Below are 16,864 nucleotides of genomic sequence, written 5' to 3'. Positions count from 1 at the left end.
TCACTCATGGCCTTATCAATTATTTCTGTTGCCTCATCGTGAATTTCATCATATTCATCATGACTTAAATCAGGCAATTCATCTGTGAAAATATTCAACTCCTCATCATCTTCAAAATAGTCTTCTTTTGGAGTTGGCTTTTCTAAAATTTCATCTGAGAAGAAATCATCACCGTTTACAATTTCTGCTTCAACTACATTTTCATCATCAGGAGCAGGCCTATACATTGGAGTTTCATCATCATCCATGATTTCTCCACGGACAGTTTCTATCTCTTCAGGTTGTAATCTGGATTCACCACTAACTACTCCAGATATGATATTTTTCACAAATTTGGATTTTCTGGATTTATTTTCGGCTTTAACTTCTTTTTGAGGTTTGTCTTCATATACATGAGTATCCTCAACAGTTTCAGTTTCTTCAATTACTTCATCATTTGAGTGATCTACATAAATATAATCGTCATCAGGCCCTAAATCTACCTTTTCACCATCGTTAATGTTATCCTCAACAACAACATCCTCTTCAACACGAGCAGAATCAGTATCTGCCTTTTCATCATCGTAAATGTTATCCTCAACATCATGAGAACCCAAATCTGCAGTTTTACTATCGTTAATGTTATCTTCTGCAACAACATCATCAACATCATGAGAACTCATATCAATATTAAAATCTTCATCCCTGTAATTAAAATCATCATCAGTGTCAATATTGATTTTATCGCTGAAAATTGGCTTTTTGAATTTTTTATTTTGAGCCACATTATCAGAGACCTTCTCTTCAACAACAGGTTCTTCATCTACAGAATAATCAAATTCTTCTTTTGAAACATAATCATTAATGTCAGGCATTTCTGGCTCTTCCATATCTTCATGTGATTCATCATTTGAGTGGTCAACATAAATGTAATCATCGTCAGAGCCCAAATCAACTTTTTCATCTTCAAGAGGTTGTTTTATTTTCTCTTTCAATTCATCTTCAAAATCTGAATTTTCTTCTAAACCACTGTCAAATTTAAGTGCTGAGAAAAATGAACTTTTTGAGGAACTTTCTCCATCAGAGTCTCCATGTTTAAAGAATGATTTTACTTTTTGAGTTAATGATTGTGATTGAGAGTCATCTTCATCAGCATAATCCCTATCGTTTTCCCAAACTTCGGCATTGTCTTCAGGTGAGATTCCGTCATCTTCTTCCCAAACTTCGGCGTCATCATTTTGATTTTCCGGTTCTTCATTTGCTTCCCATATTTCTTTATCATCGCCAGATGTTTCATTTTCAGTTGTGTCTTCTTTTTCATTAGGAATTTCATCACTAACATCAGAAGCTTCACTAACAACCTCATCACCAACATCAACATCATCAACGCCGGAAGCTTCACTAACAACCTCCTCCTCAACATCAGAGGCCATAAATTCGGAAGGAGTTTCTTCAATTTTTATTTCCTCATCAGGAGTATTATCAACAACAAATTCTGAAGGAGTTTCTTCAATTTTTATTTCCTCATCAGGAGTATCATCAACAACAAATTCTGAAGGAGTTTCCTTTTGGGAAGTATTATCTTCATTAATGGAATTATCTTGAGCATTTTCACTGGAATCAGTTTTTATATCATCATCAAAGAATTCTTCTGGATTAATCTGTGAAACATCAATAGGTTTTTCAAAGACATCTCCATCATCAACTTTTTCAACTTCAACAAAGTCATTTGGACCAATATCTTCAGGATTTACTTCATTTTCTTCAGCTTCTTTTTTGGCACGTTCCTGTTCTTCTTTTTCACGAGCCAATCTCAATTCTTCAGCTTTCTTTTCAGCTTCCAATCTTCTTTTTTCAGCTAGCTTTTTCTCTTCTTCAGACCTGCGCCTTTCTTCTTCACGAGTTCTTCTGATTGATTTTTCAACATTTTCCAATAGCTTTTTACGTCCTAAATCCCTGTTTCTATACCAGTCGGTTGACCATAGATGATATAATTTCCAGCCCAATCCGGTCAAGACCTGTTCACGAAGTCTGTCCCTGTCACGGGCTACTTTACTTGAGGAATACATTTTTCCATCAGTAGTGATTCCTAAAATGTATTTTCCAGGATTTTCATCATCGACTATAGCTAAATCCACCCTAAATCCTGCACAGCCTATTTGTCTGTCAACAGTATATCCGTTTTCTTCCAAAAAGCTGGCTATCGCATCTTCAAACGGTTCTTTTGAGTATGCTTCAGGACTATTGGTTCCAAGTGTCAAGTTTTCTGCATATTCCAAAAATTCCTTTAAGGATTTGACACCATATGGAGGATTTGCGGTTAATTTCATGTCATAAGCTTTAAAGTTTGAGAATACTACACATTTTTCTCTTGCACGTGTAATCAATACATTTAAACGTCTTTCTCCACCATCCTGATTTAAAGGACCAAAGTTTAAGGACATTTTTCCGTCCTGGTCGTAACCGTATCCTACACTGATTAAAATGACGTCCCTTTCATCTCCCTGAATGGTTTCAAGGTTTTTAACAAAGAAACGTTCTTCCTTATTATCTGAGAATAACGGTTCGAATTCAGGTCTTTCCTTACGCTTTACCTCAAGGGCTTCAAGAATTGCATTTTTCTGTGCAACTGAAAATGTTCCGACACCTAAACTTTTTGTATCGCCGTATTTTTCAAAGTGATTGAAAATTTCCTCCACTACATCCTCTGCTTCAAGAGGATTTGCAGATGATGCTCCTCTCAGATATTGTGTGTTCGGATTGTAATGGAATTTTAAACCCAGTTCAGGGTCGTTATGTGATGGAGATGGATATACAAGTAAATCATCATCATAAAATTCACGGTTTGATACAGTAATTAATGATTCATGGCGTGATCTGTAGTGCCATTTAAGCATTTTAACAGGGAATGACAATTTACATAAATGCAGAATACTTTCCATATCCAGTGATGTCGCTTCCTCCTCATCACTGTCCGCATCAGACATCTGATCGAAAAATGAAGTAGGAGGCAACTGTTGAGTATCTCCCATAACAACTGCAGTTTTACCTCTCATAAATGCTCCCAATGCATCTTCAGGTTTTACCTGACTTGCTTCGTCAAAGATAACTACATCGAACTGCAGTTCCTCATTTGTCGGATCCAAGTATTGTGCAATGGATAAAGGAGACATCATAAAGCAAGGCTTAATCTGTTTTATCATACCGCCTGCTTTTTCCAAAAGTTTTCTTACCGGCATGTGCCCGCTTTTTCTTGTAAATTCCCCTGCAAGTATCTTGGCCTGTGGATTTTCAGTTCCACCAAATATTTTCGGGATGTTACTGTTCAGCTTATGGAAAATTCTTTTTCTGTTTAATGTTAGAATCTTCCTGTCCAAATCCTTGAATTCCTTAATTCTGTTCTCATGAAGTTCACCAACAAAGGTGGCAAGTTCATGATTTTCTACAAATAATATGTTTAAAAGTGAATCTGCAAAGTTTCCATCAACCAATGCTTCAATATCATCCTTTTTAATGTTTCTTTTTTCAATTGAATCTACAAACATTTTTGCATTGGAAGTTTTGAGTGCATTTTTAGTATTTAAGTATTGTGACCATAAATGAAGGCTTGATAGCTGTCCTCTCCAATTATACAACTGTTCTTTCCATGCTTCAAACGGCACATCTCCTGTGTCTCTTTTAAAGATTAATTTACTTCTAGGATTTAACTTATCTCTTAATTTTGATAAAACCCTTTCAAATTCTTCACCGGCTTCAATGTATTCGGCAAGGTCCCTTTCAGGTTTAATGTCATATAAATCCCTGCTCATTAACTCTATTGTATTTTCGGAAAATGTTCCATCACGCACAAGGGCTGTAAATTCATGCATCCATCGGGCAATTGCCTTCAAGTCATCTGGATTTGCATTGAGATGCCAATATCCTCCGAAGTATTTTCGGCCCAGCGCATCATTTGCTTCGAGGGTTTTCCTAATCTTAATAATTGCTTTTGCCTGCTTAAGTTCACGAATAATTTCTTCAGCACTTCCTGAAACCGGCACTGCATAATATCTCTCGACAAGTTCTATGTGCTGATTGTTGTTGAACAGGCGGAATCTCTTGTTTGAAATCTGATGAAGCTGTGCTATCAATCTGTCAATATCTGCCTGATAAATGCTCTGATTAAACTTATCAAGAGCCGGTGCATATTTCTGGTATTTTTCAAGTTCTCTAATAAGCAGGAACGCATCATCGTTGTTATTGTTCCATGCGCCTGATTTTATGATGGACCCATCAATGAGTTCTGCATTTTGGGACTTGATTATTTCAAATGCGGAAAGTGAATTTTCAAATTCGTTTAATGTATTCGGCTGTTTGATTCCATAGATGTCATAGACCCTTCCCCGCTCTACCAAAAAGTTATCCAAACTGTGAAGGGAATCGTTGATTAACATTTCAATTTCCCTTAAATCCGCCGGAAGCAAACTTTTCGGAGCGCATTTGCTCCATGGATTTTCCTTGGATATTGTCTGATACAATTCCGCAAGATTTTCAAGGGCAATTTTCATGTCATCAAGATCTTTCAGGGTGACACTTTCCGGACTTTCAAATCTGACCAATGGCATTAATGCGTTTTTACGGGCAAAATGGTCATCGGCAGATTCCTTCATACCGTATAATTGAAATGCTGATAAGTTAACGGCAAATACCGGTTTGTGAATAATTTGAGAATAGTCATCCAACTGACGGCGAAGGGTTTCCAGTTTTCGAATAGTCTGGTCAATGTTTAACGGCTCCTGAGCACGTACATTTGTTGCCTTTTGAAGGTCTTTTAGGAACTTTTTACGTCTTGTCTTATGTGAATGCAGTTCCAGGACAAATTTGCCCAAACCTACTGAAGTCAACCTGTCCTTTACAACATCCAACGCTGCCATTTTCTCTGATACGAATAAAACTGATTTGCCTTCGGCTAAAAGCTCAGCTATTAGATTCACGATTGTCTGTGACTTACCTGTTCCAGGAGGTCCTTCCACAACCAGGTTCCTTCCTGCCTTAACATCCTGAATAGCAGCAATCTGTGATGAATCGGCATCCAGGACCTGATACATTGACCTGTATTCAAGCTGAGAATCAATATCTTCTTCCCTGAATGCTTCCTGATCGTTTTTAGCAGGGTTAAAAATAGCCTGAATCAGTTCATTTTTAGTCAAATCGACATTATCTGCCCATGCTTCGGGGTTTAAATCATTATACATTACGAATTTTGTAAAACTGAAGAAACCTAAAGCCACATTACTGTTAACTTCCCATCCTTCCATACGTGATACCGCACGGCGAACACTTGCTATGTAATGGTCAATGACTTCACCGTATCTTTTAAATTCAAAATCCGGAAGCTCGAGTCCTGCCTCCAATAATTTAGCCTTAAGTGAAATATTTGTCTGAATATCTTCACCGGTCCATTCAAGGTTGAATGATTCCCCAACCTTTTTCCTTTCTATTGCAACCGGAATCAGAACCAGAGGAGCATTGTTTTTCTGTCTTGGTTTGGATTTGTCTTTCCATTCCAAAAATCCAACAGCCAGGTATAGAATGTTATAACCCTGCTCCTGAAGCATTGTCTTAGCCTGGTTGTTGATGTAATATAATCTTTTTTGAAGTTCCTTAGGAGTCAAATCAGTAGCTAATTTCCTGTCTCCTTCTGAAAACTTTGAAAAATCAAATGGAATATGGTCCCAAACTGAAGATTTGTCTTCCTTCTTATCCTTCTTATTGGCTACAAAATACATTTTGGCATTTTGAAGGACTAATGTTTGGAAAAGATTTACAGGAGACTGATTTACTATAGTAATGGTTTTGGCTCTTGATTTAAAGTTAAGAAGCTGATTTCTTAAGGTTAAATCTAATAGCTCCCTACGTAAATTCTTAAATTCCTTTTCGATTATATTACTTGATTTGTTTATCATGATGACCCTTTAAAAGTGTAAAAAAAATTCAGAAAGACATATATAATTATAATTCATATAATTTATAAAGTTTTCTAAAAGTTATTAAAATTGATTAAAACCAATAATACAATAAGAAATTATTGATTAAATAACAAAAATAGACCTTACACCATAAGATAAACTATTTTTTAATGTTAAATGGACCTAAGTTTTCTATTTTTTTGCTAGCAATTGAAGAAGCAAAATTACCTGACTCTTTTTTGGTATAGCCCTTTAATCTTTGAGAAATGTAGGCTGCCATGTATGTATCTCCACAGCCGGTGGTATCCACAACATTTACACATTCTACTGCTTCAATTTTTATTTGCGAATCTGAAATTATTGTAGAACCATGAGAACCATTTGTTATGACAATCTCATCTACATCAAAGTCAAGACCAATGATGTTTTTTTCAGATTCATCTAAAAATATTGCATTAACCCCTCTTAAAACATGACTTAACCCATCAAAGTCATCTAATTTCATAGTGTAATTTTCATTTACTTTAACATCAGGAAGTCTTAAAAATCCCTGTATTGACATGAACAGAGGAACCTCAAAACTTTTCAAATATTCAATAGTCTCAATTGGAAAATCATAGCGATTCAGGGGATTAACTACAAAAGCCCCGACATTAACATCCTCAAGAATACTTTCCAAATCGCTTTTCAAAATTGGAATTCTGGCAAAATTGCTCATCTGCTGGCGGATATTCAAATCATTGGGATTTGGATAATTGTTTATAAAAAAATGAGTATCTTCTTTTAATATTACCTTAATTTTATCCAAATTGGGAAAATCTTTAATAAGACTTTCATCCGAACAATTCACGATAGCCAAATAATCATTGAAAAACTCTTCAAAGACAAATGACTGAAAATAAGTTGCCCCACCAATCTTGCGGGAATTTTCATCTCCAATAATCACCAAATCTTCGGTTACCGGTCCGATGACAACTAAAGTTCCCTGTTCCACCATAAAGTTCCTCTAAAAATTTAATCTATTTCAATTGTAATATCTACAACATGATATCTGTTGGAAATATTATAAATCTCTTTTTTAATTTCTGAAACATCTCTTCCAAAATCGACACCGACCTTTAACGTCATGACAGAATCTATTCCATCAAGTGACCAGACATGAAAATCTTCAATATCCCTAACACCATCAACCGCCAAGATCAGCTCCTTGAATTCATCAACATCAAAATTATCGGGTGTTTTTTGAAGTAAAACCTCCACAGATTTGTACAAATTGCGGCCCAAGTTAAAAATCAGCCATAATGCAATTCCAATTGAAACAAAGGGATCCAAGTATGATGCGCCATCCCAAAACATCAACACCAAACTTAAAATCAAAATGGCCACCCATTCAAAAACATCACCGAGCTGATGGAATAGAATGGCTTTTTCATTGAACGTTTCACCTTTATGGAGACGATGAACAGAAATTGACTTGAAGATTATGCCTACAATTGCCACTAAAAGCATTCCACCTGCATCAACACCTTCAGGAGCAAATAATCTTGGAATGGCCTCCTTAAGAATAATAAAGGCCATAACAATAACAAAAACTGATATTATGACAGCCCCAAGAATGGAAAACCTTTGATAGCCATAAGAATATTTGTCTGTTGAGTTTTTTTGGGCAACTCTTTCCAATGCCCATGCCAAGGCTATTGAAATGGTATCAGACATATCATGAATGCAGTCAGCCAGTATTGCCATACTGTTTGTAGCCAAACCTCCGACTATGACAATAATATTGAATATCAGATTCATGAAAAAAACAAATGCAAGGTTTTCACCTGCTTTTTTGTGATGATGATGCGTGTCAATCCTCATGACTATTAATATATCTTTGAACTATAAATAACTTATTTAACCTTAAAAATAGAAAAATTAAAGTTATATTTATATAATTAAAAAAAGTAAATTATAGTAGTGATTAAAAATGGCTATAGTTGGAACAACAATATTTTCACATATCATTCCTGTAATTTTAGGATTTTTCGCAATAATATTAATAATATCAGGTTCATTTGATGAAGACAAACCTAAGTTAGGTTTAGGAATTGCATTATTTATCATAGCATGCATTTTCCCATACATAATCTTAAGTGTTTTAGTCTAGAAGCCTGACTTCACCTGAATGCAGGCTTGTACCTATCAATACTTTTTTTATTCCCAAAGTTTCCAATTCACCAAGAGACTGTTTATTTAAACCACCTGCAATTATCAGTTTGTCTTTCAGTTCATCAAATTCTTCCAGAAGTTTTTTATTATATCCTTTTTCTGTACCTACGCCGGTAATGTCCAAAAGAATTATTTCATTAGGATCAAGCTCTTTTAAAATCTCCTTAAATTCCTGAAGACTCAAATCAAAGTTTTTTGCAAGAAGCTCGTTGTTTTTAACATCAACACTGACAACAATCCTTTCTTTAGGATATTTTTCAAATATTTTTCGCATTTCATCTATGCTTTCAAGTGTTTCTGTAGGCACGATAATCTTAAATGCATAATCCAGGAAAAATTCAAACCCTTCAATGTTTTTGACGCCACCGTCAAACATCACCGGCAGAATTGTATTAACCATTTTGATGTCATCGATGTTGTGGCCCTGAGATTCAATCAAATCCAAATCGGCAATGTACATTTCATCTGCACCGTTTAATTTCAGACCCTGTGCTATTTCAACAGGACTTGAAGAAGGTGCAAAAACAGTTTTTAGTGGTGTGTATGTATCTCTCATACCTGATTTGCCGCTTACGGCCTGATGATGTTTCAAATCAATAACTGGAATTTTTTTAATCATAATAATAGTTAGAATATCAAAGTATAAAAAGATTTTAAAAAAATTCAAGGAGGTGGAGAAGGCTGACGTGTTTTTTGCCTCCTCCGAGTATATAAAAATAATGATCAATTTAAGATTAATAACAACGAAGTTATGAACCTCTACTTATTAGTTTTAGTCACATAGTATATAAATGTTACTCTATTTTAGAAAAATTAAAGTAAACTTGAATATGTAATTTTTAAAAAAATTCCTAAAAAATAACTAAAAATAAAATTTTTTCTATTATAATTAAACAAACAATATCAGTATATATGAAAACATAAAACGGAAGATTTTCAAGAAAAATAAATTGGTAAAATTTAATAAAATTAGCTTGATAAAGTCTATTTGAAAAAAATCAGTTTGAAGTAACAATTAGAGGGAAATTGAAAGATAGTCATAATTGTTTTTAAATATAATTGCTAAGCTATTGTGTTACTTCAAACATTATATGCAATTAATATGGCTGAATCATATACTTGTTCTTGCACATAACTATATTGTAAATTACTATTATAAATACTTTTTTATAAAAAAGTAATACTTATTATAATAAAAAGAACTATAAAAGTATTACTCAACATTTGAAAAAAAAATAATCATTCCCTGTAATTTTCATCAATATATAAATCAAACTGTAAATAAGCCTCATCAATAGCTTTCATGATTTGATCTTGATTTATTTCGGAAAGCGCATCAAATAAAACCCCAACATCAACATCAACATCCAATTGATTGTTTTCATAATTGATGATAATGTCCAAATCCAAATCTTCAACTTCCTTTGTAGGAATATTTTTAGAAACTTCACGCTCTAAAATTTCACCGAAATCATCAGAAATAGTAGATAAATCATCTTGGGTTAATTGTTTAAGTTTTGACATGTTAATCTAAAAAAAGAAAATAAAGTATTAAGCCTATTGGCCCATACCTTGCATTGCAGCTTGAATAGTAGCCTGCATCTCTTCAAGTTTTTTCATAACCCTTTCTTCTTGACGGGTCATGGTTTGTTTTCTCAATTGAAGGGTTTCCAATTTGTCTTCCATATCTGACAATGCATCTGCATAATCAACTTTAATAAGTAAAGTTCCGGCCTGTTTAAATACTTCAGTATTTTCATCAGTTTTTTTGAGTTCTTCTAAAGCTTTTTCAGTTTCTTGGATTTGAATTTCAACGTTTTGAACTTGCATGGTTACAGCTTGAGCTTGTTGTTGTAACTGTTGAAACTGATTTAATTGATTTTGAATGTTTTCAGGAATCTCCATAATATCACCTATTTAATTATTTAGTTTGTTAATTTATTTATTTCTAATGCTAATTTAATCCATTTAATAGCTGAATTAACAGAAGCCCTAAAAGAAGTAGAATCTTCTGCATCAATATTGATTAAAATTTTAGATTCATCCAACTCGATAGTCATTGATGATCTGAAATCCGGAGCAGTTTCAAACTCCAAAATAATTGCATCATAAATTATTTTGGCCTGAGCACTGCTTTCAAATTCAACTGATATATTACTTTTAACAGATTCAAGAGGAGTTTCATCAATCATGTGCTGCCTCTAAAATCTTTTTAACGTTAATCTGGAAGTTCAGCTTTTCTCCGAATTTATTAACGAAATTAATTTTAGCTACCAAATTTTCATCTTGAGAAATAATGATGAAATTGTCTTCCGCCCTGTCCACTAATTCGATATCCAAAATGTCGCTTAAGACATTGAGCCTGTCGAAACTTGAAACTATTTTCAATTGAGATGGGGCTATGTTAAGCTTTTCGTTATTGTCCATGGAAATGCTGATAAGAAGAACAAGTAAAACTTCTCCTTTATTTGAATAAAAAGTAATTTTACTTGGATTTCCTTTAATCTCATTAACAATAGCCAAATTAATTTCATCGACTTCTAGAGATTTTAGGAGAAGTTCGCGCATGTTCATTTTGCCTCTGTTGACAGAGGTTGAACCGGTAGTGCGCGCCAAAGTTTTGCAAAACTTTCTAGTTTTTTGAGAAGGTTTTCTAGAAGTTGAAATTAACATTTTAAATCAAAAATAGTAAAAAATTTAGTAAAAGCAAAAAAATTATCTTGCTTTTATAATTCTGGTAGTTTCTGGAACATTTTTAAATAAAATCCTATATCTGCATTTAGGACATTTATTTTCCATGTAGCTTTTATGGTCTACTTCTGCTCCACAACGTGGACATCTATACAAAGCTTATTCCTCCACTTTAATATCTCTGATACTGCGTGCTGCAGATTTTGCCATAGGAGTTTGTGGAACGTAAGCTCCTCCGGTGAATACAGCACCACATTTTCTGCATTTCCAAATTCCAGCAGCTTGTCTTTTTACATAAGGTCTATCACATTTAGGACAAACATGATTTTTTTTCATGTTTTCTTCAATGATTTTAACAGATCTTTTTGCTTTTCTTCCGTATCTTGCACCGAACCTACCTGTGATACCTACTTTTTTAGTTCTTGCCATTTATATTCTCTCCGTAATAATAAAATTTAATTAAAAATGTAAATTAGTTTTAATTTACATAGATTATCTAAAATAATCATAAAATTATCTAATATGATAATATAGTAGTTACTAATATTTAAATGTTTGCTAAAAATAAGCATTTTAAAGAAAAAACCGTTGATAAACAATAAAAAATATTATTTAGATGAGAAAAATTAATTACCTATAAATCTTCGTGCCATATTCCAAATCTCATCTAAAAATATAATGAAATTACCCAACTATTCAAGAGTTGGATAATTAGGACTTTCATTGGTAATCAACAAGTCATGAGGGTGGGATTCCTTAATACCACTGCTTGTGATTCTAACAAATCTTGCTTTTTCCTTCATTGCAGCAATATCCTTTGCACCACAGTAACCCATGGAGGATTTTAAACCGCCAACTAACTGGAACAAGATTTCTGCAATGGTTCCTCTGTATGGTACAGCACCTTCAATTCCTTCAGGAACATATTTGGTATGGTTCATTTTACTTTTTTGACCTTGGAAGTATCTGTCTGCTCCACCATCATATTCGCTGGTCATTGCACCCATTGATCCCATTCCACGATATTTTTTGTACTGTTTACCGTTCATTACAACAATATCCCCTGGAGCTTCAAAGGATGCCGCAAGTAAGTTTCCAAGCATGACTGCATCTGCACCGGCACCGATAGCTTTTGCAACATCACCTGAGTATCTGATACCTCCATCTGCAATAACAGGAATTCCTGAATCTGCAGCAGCATCTGCAACATCGGAAATAGCTGTTAATTGAGGTACTCCCACACCTGCTACAATACGAGTGGTACACATTGAACCCGGACCGATACCTACTTTAAGTGCATCCACACCCATGGATATCAGGTCTTCTGCGGCTTCAGCAGTTGCAATGTTACCAACACATAATTCAGCATCAATATTATCTTTAATTGTTTCGGTGAATTTGACAACATTCATGTTATGTGCATGAGCACAGTCAATGGAAATGATATCCGCACCGGCCTGGTCAAGAGCCATTGCCCTGTCCAAATCAAACGGACCGCATGCTGCAGCAACCAAAAAGTTTCCGTCTTTATCGCGTGCTGCATTCGGATATTGTGACTGATTCAAGATATCTTTAATTGTTATGATTCCAACCAGTTTGCCGTTGCGGACAACAGGAAGTCTTTCAACCTTGTTGTCGTAAGCTACATTCAATGCTTCTTCAGCTGAAACTCCTTCTTCAACAGTAACGACATCGGAAGTCATTATGTCTTTGATGGGTGTTGCAGGTTCTGATTTTAAAACCGGCCTGATATCCCTTTTAGAGATAATTCCCATCACTTCATCATTATCATCAACTACCGGCAAACCGCTGATGAGTTGATCACGCATCAGTTCGTCAGCTTCATTGACAGTGGAATCCGGCGAAATGGTTATAACTTCACGAATGGTTAAATCTTCAGCATTTTTAACTTTCCTAACTTCTTCAACCTGCCTTTCCAGTGAGAGATTTCTGTGAATAACTCCGATACCACCTTGCTGTGCCATGGCGATTGCAAGTTCCGCTTCAGTTACGGTATCCATTGCCGCACTTAAAACAGGAATATTCAATTTAATTCCTTTACCTAATTCAATATTTGTACAAATATCTTTTGGTTCCACATAACTTGCATTTGGAGTTAAGAGAAAATCATCAAAAGTATAAGACATTCTTGCTTCTTGAACTTTTTTTGAATATGACATAATTTACACCTGATTAAAATGAGTCTAATAATTCTTTAAGCTCAGCAACTGCAGTATGATGTATTTTACCGGTGTTTCTGTCACCGCCTACACATGCAGCTCCCCTGATACCTACAACATCACAACCGATGTCATGCAATGGTTTTAGCTGTTCTTTTTTAACAGAACCTGCAAGTGCAGTTAACAAATCATAGCTGTGAGCTTCATCTACAAATTCCTTTAATTGATCAATATCTAAATAATCGAATAATGTGTGACCGTCTTTAACAGCAGTGTCCAGCATTGCAAGGTCGCAGCCTGCGTCTTTAGCTATTTTTGGAATTTCCATTGGACCGACTGCACCTACACGGTGAGCGTCGGCATAACCTGCTGCCACAATAATTGTATCTTCGCTTACATCTTTAACAGTTTTTACAACATTTTCCATGACTTCAACCGCTTCATCATGGTCTTTTGTTCCATATAATCCAACTTTAATATAATCTGCTCCTGAAACGTGTGCACCCATTGCTGCAAGAGAAACTGTACCCGGTTTGTATGGCACATCACCTAAAGTAGCGCTGACAAGCTTATCTTCAGGAGTCAATTCCCTGATTTCTTTAATGACCCAAGGGAAATTAGCACCCAAAGAACCTTCCTTAGGATTTTTCACATCAACAATATCTGCTCCGCCTTCAATAGATTCAAGAGCTTCTTCACGATTTATAGGACTTATTAATAGAAGCATAAATTTCCTCCAATAAAATATAATTTTATAATATAATAATATTACTTCTTTATTATTAATAAGATTATTGTTTTTAAGAAAAAATTAAAAAAAAATAGAATTAATAAGGTGAATCCTTATAAGACACATTATCTTTAATGATGCCATGTGCTTTCGGATAGAAACCCACATCAGTTGACAATTTTCTCATGTTTTCAATGATTTCATTAGTAGGAATAGATACCGGGCAATTTAGTGTGCATAATCCACATAAAGTGCACATATAAAGGCCTGAATTATAGCAGGTTTCATCATCTTCAATGAATTTTGACATTGCAACTCCACGGCCTCCAAGGTAATTGTTGAATCCGAATTCATTACCTACAGCATTATAAACCGGACAGTGAACTACACAGTTTCCGCAACCAATACAATACAGGCATTCTGCAGTTGCCTCACTTCTTCCATTGTCGAGAAGTATTACAACAACCTTTTCAGCGCCGTACATATTTTTCAGTAACTTTTTCTCAATGTCTGCTGTTTTTGAAGGTCCTGAAATAACATTCATATATGAAGTTACATAGTTTCCTGTTGCAAAGATTGTTTCAAGCTTCACAACTGATATTGCGTCCTCCAGTGAAGGCACTATTTTATCGATTCCAGCTACAATTATATGCAAATCCTTGAGTGAAACTATCGAAATATTACCCTCATTGTGCACCATTACAAGGGATCCTTCTTCAGATGCTATAGCGTTGGCTCCACTTATACCTACATTGGCATTTTCAAGGCGTTTTAGAACATCAGTTCTTACGGTTTCCATAATCTCCCTGGCTTCAGGATGAACATTAGCATCTAGAGATTCATTGACAATGTCAGTTATTTTTGATATATTTAAATGAGAAGCAGGACCAGTTGGATGAACCGGCTTATTGTCAGTTTTTTTAAGCTGCAGAATTCTGTCTCCAAGGTCTGTTTCAACAACGTCAATGTCAGTGCCTTTAAGATGATCCTTAAGATTGATTTCACCCAAAGTATTTGATTTTGCTTTAGCTATTGTAGTGCATCCATATTCTTCAAGCAATTCATCAATGATATCCAAAGCATCCTGAGAAGTATCTGCTATTTTAAAATCAATATCATTTCGTTTAAATGATTCGAGAGTCTGGCTGAATAGTTTATCATTGTTTTCAATGGAATATTTCTTGATTTCGCGAACCCTTTTGATTAATCTTTTAGTAGATGATGATTCCTTAATAGAGTTTGATCGCTTTTTAACCGTATTGAATGATTTTCTCATTGTTTCAAGTTCACTTGCCTTCATCAACATCACCATACTTTACAAGAAATTCTGTTAAATCCAATACTTCCATATCCTCATTTTCCAAATTAAGCTTGCAGAATGGACATGGAGTTACCAATGTTTTGCAACCTGTTTCCTTTGCCTGTGCAATTCTTGATTGTGCCATCTGACTTGCAATTTCCGGATAAGCTGATTTAACTCCTCCGCCCGCACCGCAGCACAGGCTGTTTTCATGAGTATTCTCCATTTCAACAAGGTTTGCAACGGAATTGATAACATTTCGAGGTTCGTCAAATACATTTGAATGACGGCCTAAATGACAGGAATCATGATAGGTAACCTCCAAATCAGATTTGGACAATTTCAACTTACCCTCTTTAATCAATTCATCCAAAAGCTGTGAGATATGTATAACATCCAGACCTTCATAATCATCCTTTAATGTTTTATAGCATCCTGCACAGGAAGTGATAATCTTTTCATCTTTAAGAATTTCAGTATTCTTTTTAATCTGCTCTGCGGCTTCATCTGTGAAACCTGTTCGGAGCAATACAGACCCACAGCATTTTTCATCATCCAATGTATGAAAATCAACACCCGCAATTTCAAGAAGTCTTTCTGTGGCTTTTGCAATGTCTGTCTGTTTTTCTCTTGCAGTACATCCTCTAAAATATAACATGACCTATTCCTCTTCGTCATCAAGAGTGATTTCATTTTGTATTGCTACCTGTTTTACTATGGTATTCATATCATTCTGCATTTTATCAACAATAAAGTAAAGTCTTAAAACAGTGTAGAACAATATTATGAATACTAAAATGATAATAAAATCTAAACCACGGGTTATACCTACCAATTTAGCAAATCGATTACTTAAATCTGGGAAAAGTGAAAATATTGCCACAATAATCCAAAAAAGAGTCCACAATACTGTTGTAACTATAGAATTTTTCCCCTTAAAGTATCTGAATATAAACCAAACTATGGCCAAAATAGAAATAATTGGAAATATTAAAGAATATAATAACATATTATCACCTTAAAATTGATGTCTAATCATTTGAAGCAATATTTTTATTGCAGCAGCAGTATTTGTTCCTTTTGCTTGAGTTTCTGGAGTGTAAATTGTTTTGATTGGAACTTCTGCAAATGGGATATCATTGTCATTGATTTCACGTATGAATTCTGAAGATATGAGATATCCTGTAGCATTAATGGTAATCTTATCCAGTGCCTCTCGGGTAATGGCCCTGAAACCTGTTTGAGAATCGCTTACGTCCACCCTATAAAAAATTCTTGTTAAAAGATTCATTATGGCATTTGCATAATTTCTGCTTCTTGGCATGTCCTCAAGTGGCCTTACGCCTATAACTGCCTGGGCTTGCCCTGTAACCAATGGTGTTATCACGGCATCCAAATCATCGGCTGAGTGCTGTCCATCGGAATCCATACTGACAACATATTTCGGATTGAATTTCAAAACGGCATCAAATCCTGTTTGGGTAGCAACACCCACCCCACGATTAATCATCAGAGAAAAGACATGGATTTGATTTGGATATTTCCTTTTGGATTCCAGAATAACATCCAGAGTATTGTCTGTTGAACCGTCATTGACAATGACCATATTATATCCTTTCGCTGCAATGTCTTCAATTACAGGCTGGATTCTTGTCGCTTCGTTATATGCCGGAAGAACCACATAGGTTGCGTTTTTATCTTCGGCAGTTATTTCATATTCCATTTTACACCTTTTTTATAATGGTCCTGCATCCTCTTTTCCTTCACGCATTCCCATTCCAGCTTCTTTTCTCATTGCTTTTCTGTGATACATCATTTTAAT

Annotated in this window: 17 protein-coding genes and 1 pseudogene; 1 reads left to right on the top strand and 17 read right to left on the bottom strand. The window is 34.9% G+C overall.

What is annotated here, in order from left to right; translation table 11 throughout:
• The 3 genes from ACJMLH_RS03305 to ACJMLH_RS03295 all read right to left on the bottom strand — a co-directional run.
• Positions 1 to 5,924 (bottom strand): DUF4011 domain-containing protein (locus tag ACJMLH_RS03305; RefSeq protein WP_405274695.1); only part of this gene is annotated, 5,924 nt, incomplete at its 3' end.
• 163 nt (positions 5,925 to 6,087) lie between these two features.
• Entirely contained in the window at positions 6,088 to 6,924 is an 837-nt protein-coding gene (locus tag ACJMLH_RS03300; protein ID WP_405274693.1) for a PfkB family carbohydrate kinase, read from the bottom strand.
• Between the two features lie 17 nt (positions 6,925 to 6,941).
• Entirely contained in the window at positions 6,942 to 7,790 is an 849-nt protein-coding gene (locus ACJMLH_RS03295; RefSeq protein WP_405274691.1) for a cation diffusion facilitator family transporter, read from the bottom strand.
• A gap of 109 nt (positions 7,791 to 7,899) precedes the next feature.
• On the opposite strand from ACJMLH_RS03295, the gene ACJMLH_RS03290 reads away from it, so the two are divergent.
• Entirely contained in the window at positions 7,900 to 8,079 is a 180-nt protein-coding gene (locus tag ACJMLH_RS03290; RefSeq protein WP_405274689.1) for a hypothetical protein, read from the top strand.
• On the opposite strand, the gene ACJMLH_RS03285 is transcribed toward ACJMLH_RS03290, so the two are convergent.
• From ACJMLH_RS03285 to ACJMLH_RS03220, 14 genes and pseudogenes are all read right to left on the bottom strand, one after another.
• Positions 8,071 to 8,760, bottom strand: a complete 690-nt coding sequence (locus ACJMLH_RS03285) for a HisA/HisF family protein (protein ID WP_405274687.1) — start codon at positions 8,758 to 8,760, stop codon at positions 8,071 to 8,073. The two genes, ACJMLH_RS03290 and ACJMLH_RS03285, sit on opposite strands and share 9 nt — an antisense overlap.
• A 620-nt stretch (positions 8,761 to 9,380) precedes the next feature.
• Positions 9,381 to 9,665, bottom strand: coding sequence for a DUF3194 domain-containing protein (locus tag ACJMLH_RS03280; protein WP_405274685.1), 285 nt, complete (start codon positions 9,663 to 9,665; stop codon positions 9,381 to 9,383).
• Between the two features lie 33 nt (positions 9,666 to 9,698).
• Positions 9,699 to 10,046, bottom strand: coding sequence for a prefoldin subunit beta (locus ACJMLH_RS03275; RefSeq protein ID WP_405274683.1), 348 nt, complete (start codon positions 10,044 to 10,046; stop codon positions 9,699 to 9,701).
• A 20-nt stretch (positions 10,047 to 10,066) separates the two neighbouring features.
• Complete coding sequence (locus ACJMLH_RS03270) at positions 10,067 to 10,333, bottom strand: KEOPS complex subunit Pcc1 (protein WP_405274681.1); 267 nt, start codon at positions 10,331 to 10,333, stop codon at positions 10,067 to 10,069.
• A complete protein-coding gene (locus tag ACJMLH_RS03265) occupies positions 10,326 to 10,814 on the bottom strand; it encodes a Brix domain-containing protein (RefSeq protein WP_405274679.1) in 489 nt (162 codons plus the stop codon). The genes ACJMLH_RS03270 and ACJMLH_RS03265 overlap by 8 nt, the downstream gene beginning before the upstream one ends.
• Positions 10,815 to 10,856: 42 nt before the next feature.
• On the bottom strand, positions 10,857 to 10,988 hold the full coding sequence (locus ACJMLH_RS03260; protein ID WP_082706360.1) for a DNA-directed RNA polymerase subunit P: 132 nt from the start codon (positions 10,986 to 10,988) through the stop codon (positions 10,857 to 10,859).
• Between the two features lie 3 nt (positions 10,989 to 10,991).
• Positions 10,992 to 11,261, bottom strand: a complete 270-nt coding sequence (gene rpl37A, locus ACJMLH_RS03255; RefSeq protein WP_292874571.1) for a 50S ribosomal protein L37Ae — start codon at positions 11,259 to 11,261, stop codon at positions 10,992 to 10,994.
• Positions 11,262 to 11,524: 263 nt separating this feature from the next.
• The gene (gene guaB / locus ACJMLH_RS03250) at positions 11,525 to 13,012 is read right to left on the bottom strand and encodes an IMP dehydrogenase (RefSeq protein ID WP_405274677.1); all 1,488 of its coding nucleotides are present in this window, start codon (positions 13,010 to 13,012) and stop codon (positions 11,525 to 11,527) included.
• 13 nt (positions 13,013 to 13,025) lie between these two features.
• Positions 13,026 to 13,739: a (5-formylfuran-3-yl)methyl phosphate synthase gene (locus ACJMLH_RS03245; protein WP_405274675.1), complete on the bottom strand. Its 714-nt coding sequence runs from the start codon at positions 13,737 to 13,739 to the stop codon at positions 13,026 to 13,028.
• 100 nt (positions 13,740 to 13,839) lie between these two features.
• The gene (locus ACJMLH_RS03240) at positions 13,840 to 15,042 is read right to left on the bottom strand and encodes an LUD domain-containing protein (RefSeq protein ID WP_405274673.1); all 1,203 of its coding nucleotides are present in this window, start codon (positions 15,040 to 15,042) and stop codon (positions 13,840 to 13,842) included.
• On the bottom strand, positions 15,029 to 15,700 hold the full coding sequence (locus tag ACJMLH_RS03235) for a (Fe-S)-binding protein (RefSeq protein WP_405274671.1): 672 nt from the start codon (positions 15,698 to 15,700) through the stop codon (positions 15,029 to 15,031). Before ACJMLH_RS03235 ends, ACJMLH_RS03240 begins: the two co-directional genes overlap by 14 nt.
• Before the next feature lie 3 nt (positions 15,701 to 15,703).
• Entirely contained in the window at positions 15,704 to 16,051 is a 348-nt protein-coding gene (locus ACJMLH_RS03230) for a DUF2304 domain-containing protein (protein WP_405274669.1), read from the bottom strand.
• A gap of 9 nt (positions 16,052 to 16,060) precedes the next feature.
• Positions 16,061 to 16,765: a glycosyltransferase family 2 protein gene (locus ACJMLH_RS03225; RefSeq protein WP_405274667.1), complete on the bottom strand. Its 705-nt coding sequence runs from the start codon at positions 16,763 to 16,765 to the stop codon at positions 16,061 to 16,063.
• Positions 16,766 to 16,777: 12 nt separating this feature from the next.
• Positions 16,778 to 16,864, bottom strand: a pseudogene (locus tag ACJMLH_RS03220) (riboflavin synthase); the annotation flags it as partial.

It is taken from the genome of Methanobrevibacter sp., assembly GCF_045116495.1.
Classification (GTDB): domain Archaea; phylum Methanobacteriota; class Methanobacteria; order Methanobacteriales; family Methanobacteriaceae; genus Methanocatella.
Note: the sequence above shows the minus strand (reverse complement) of the source record. Positions and strands in the feature narration are given on the sequence as shown.

What these genes read in the sequence shown, in the direction of transcription:
- ACJMLH_RS03295 (WP_405274691.1), bottom strand. Translation starts at nt 7,790, where the DNA reads ATGAGGATTGACACGCATCATCATCACAAAAAAGCAGGTGAAAACCTT.
- guaB (WP_405274677.1), bottom strand. Translation starts at nt 13,012, where the DNA reads ATGTCATATTCAAAAAAAGTTCAAGAAGCAAGAATGTCTTATACTTTT.
- ACJMLH_RS03230 (WP_405274669.1), bottom strand. Translation starts at nt 16,051, where the DNA reads ATGTTATTATATTCTTTAATATTTCCAATTATTTCTATTTTGGCCATA.
- ACJMLH_RS03245 (WP_405274675.1), bottom strand. Translation starts at nt 13,739, where the DNA reads ATGCTTCTATTAATAAGTCCTATAAATCGTGAAGAAGCTCTTGAATCT.
- ACJMLH_RS03270 (WP_405274681.1), bottom strand. Translation starts at nt 10,333, where the DNA reads ATGATTGATGAAACTCCTCTTGAATCTGTTAAAAGTAATATATCAGTT.
- ACJMLH_RS03235 (WP_405274671.1), bottom strand. Translation starts at nt 15,700, where the DNA reads ATGTTATATTTTAGAGGATGTACTGCAAGAGAAAAACAGACAGACATT.
- ACJMLH_RS03285 (WP_405274687.1), bottom strand. Translation starts at nt 8,760, where the DNA reads ATGATTAAAAAAATTCCAGTTATTGATTTGAAACATCATCAGGCCGTA.
- ACJMLH_RS03290 (WP_405274689.1), top strand. Translation starts at nt 7,900, where the DNA reads ATGGCTATAGTTGGAACAACAATATTTTCACATATCATTCCTGTAATT.
- ACJMLH_RS03275 (WP_405274683.1), bottom strand. Translation starts at nt 10,046, where the DNA reads ATGGAGATTCCTGAAAACATTCAAAATCAATTAAATCAGTTTCAACAG.
- ACJMLH_RS03265 (WP_405274679.1), bottom strand. Translation starts at nt 10,814, where the DNA reads ATGTTAATTTCAACTTCTAGAAAACCTTCTCAAAAAACTAGAAAGTTT.
- ACJMLH_RS03225 (WP_405274667.1), bottom strand. Translation starts at nt 16,765, where the DNA reads ATGGAATATGAAATAACTGCCGAAGATAAAAACGCAACCTATGTGGTT.
- ACJMLH_RS03280 (WP_405274685.1), bottom strand. Translation starts at nt 9,665, where the DNA reads ATGTCAAAACTTAAACAATTAACCCAAGATGATTTATCTACTATTTCT.
- ACJMLH_RS03300 (WP_405274693.1), bottom strand. Translation starts at nt 6,924, where the DNA reads ATGGTGGAACAGGGAACTTTAGTTGTCATCGGACCGGTAACCGAAGAT.
- rpl37A (WP_292874571.1), bottom strand. Translation starts at nt 11,261, where the DNA reads ATGGCAAGAACTAAAAAAGTAGGTATCACAGGTAGGTTCGGTGCAAGA.
- ACJMLH_RS03240 (WP_405274673.1), bottom strand. Translation starts at nt 15,042, where the DNA reads ATGAAGGCAAGTGAACTTGAAACAATGAGAAAATCATTCAATACGGTT.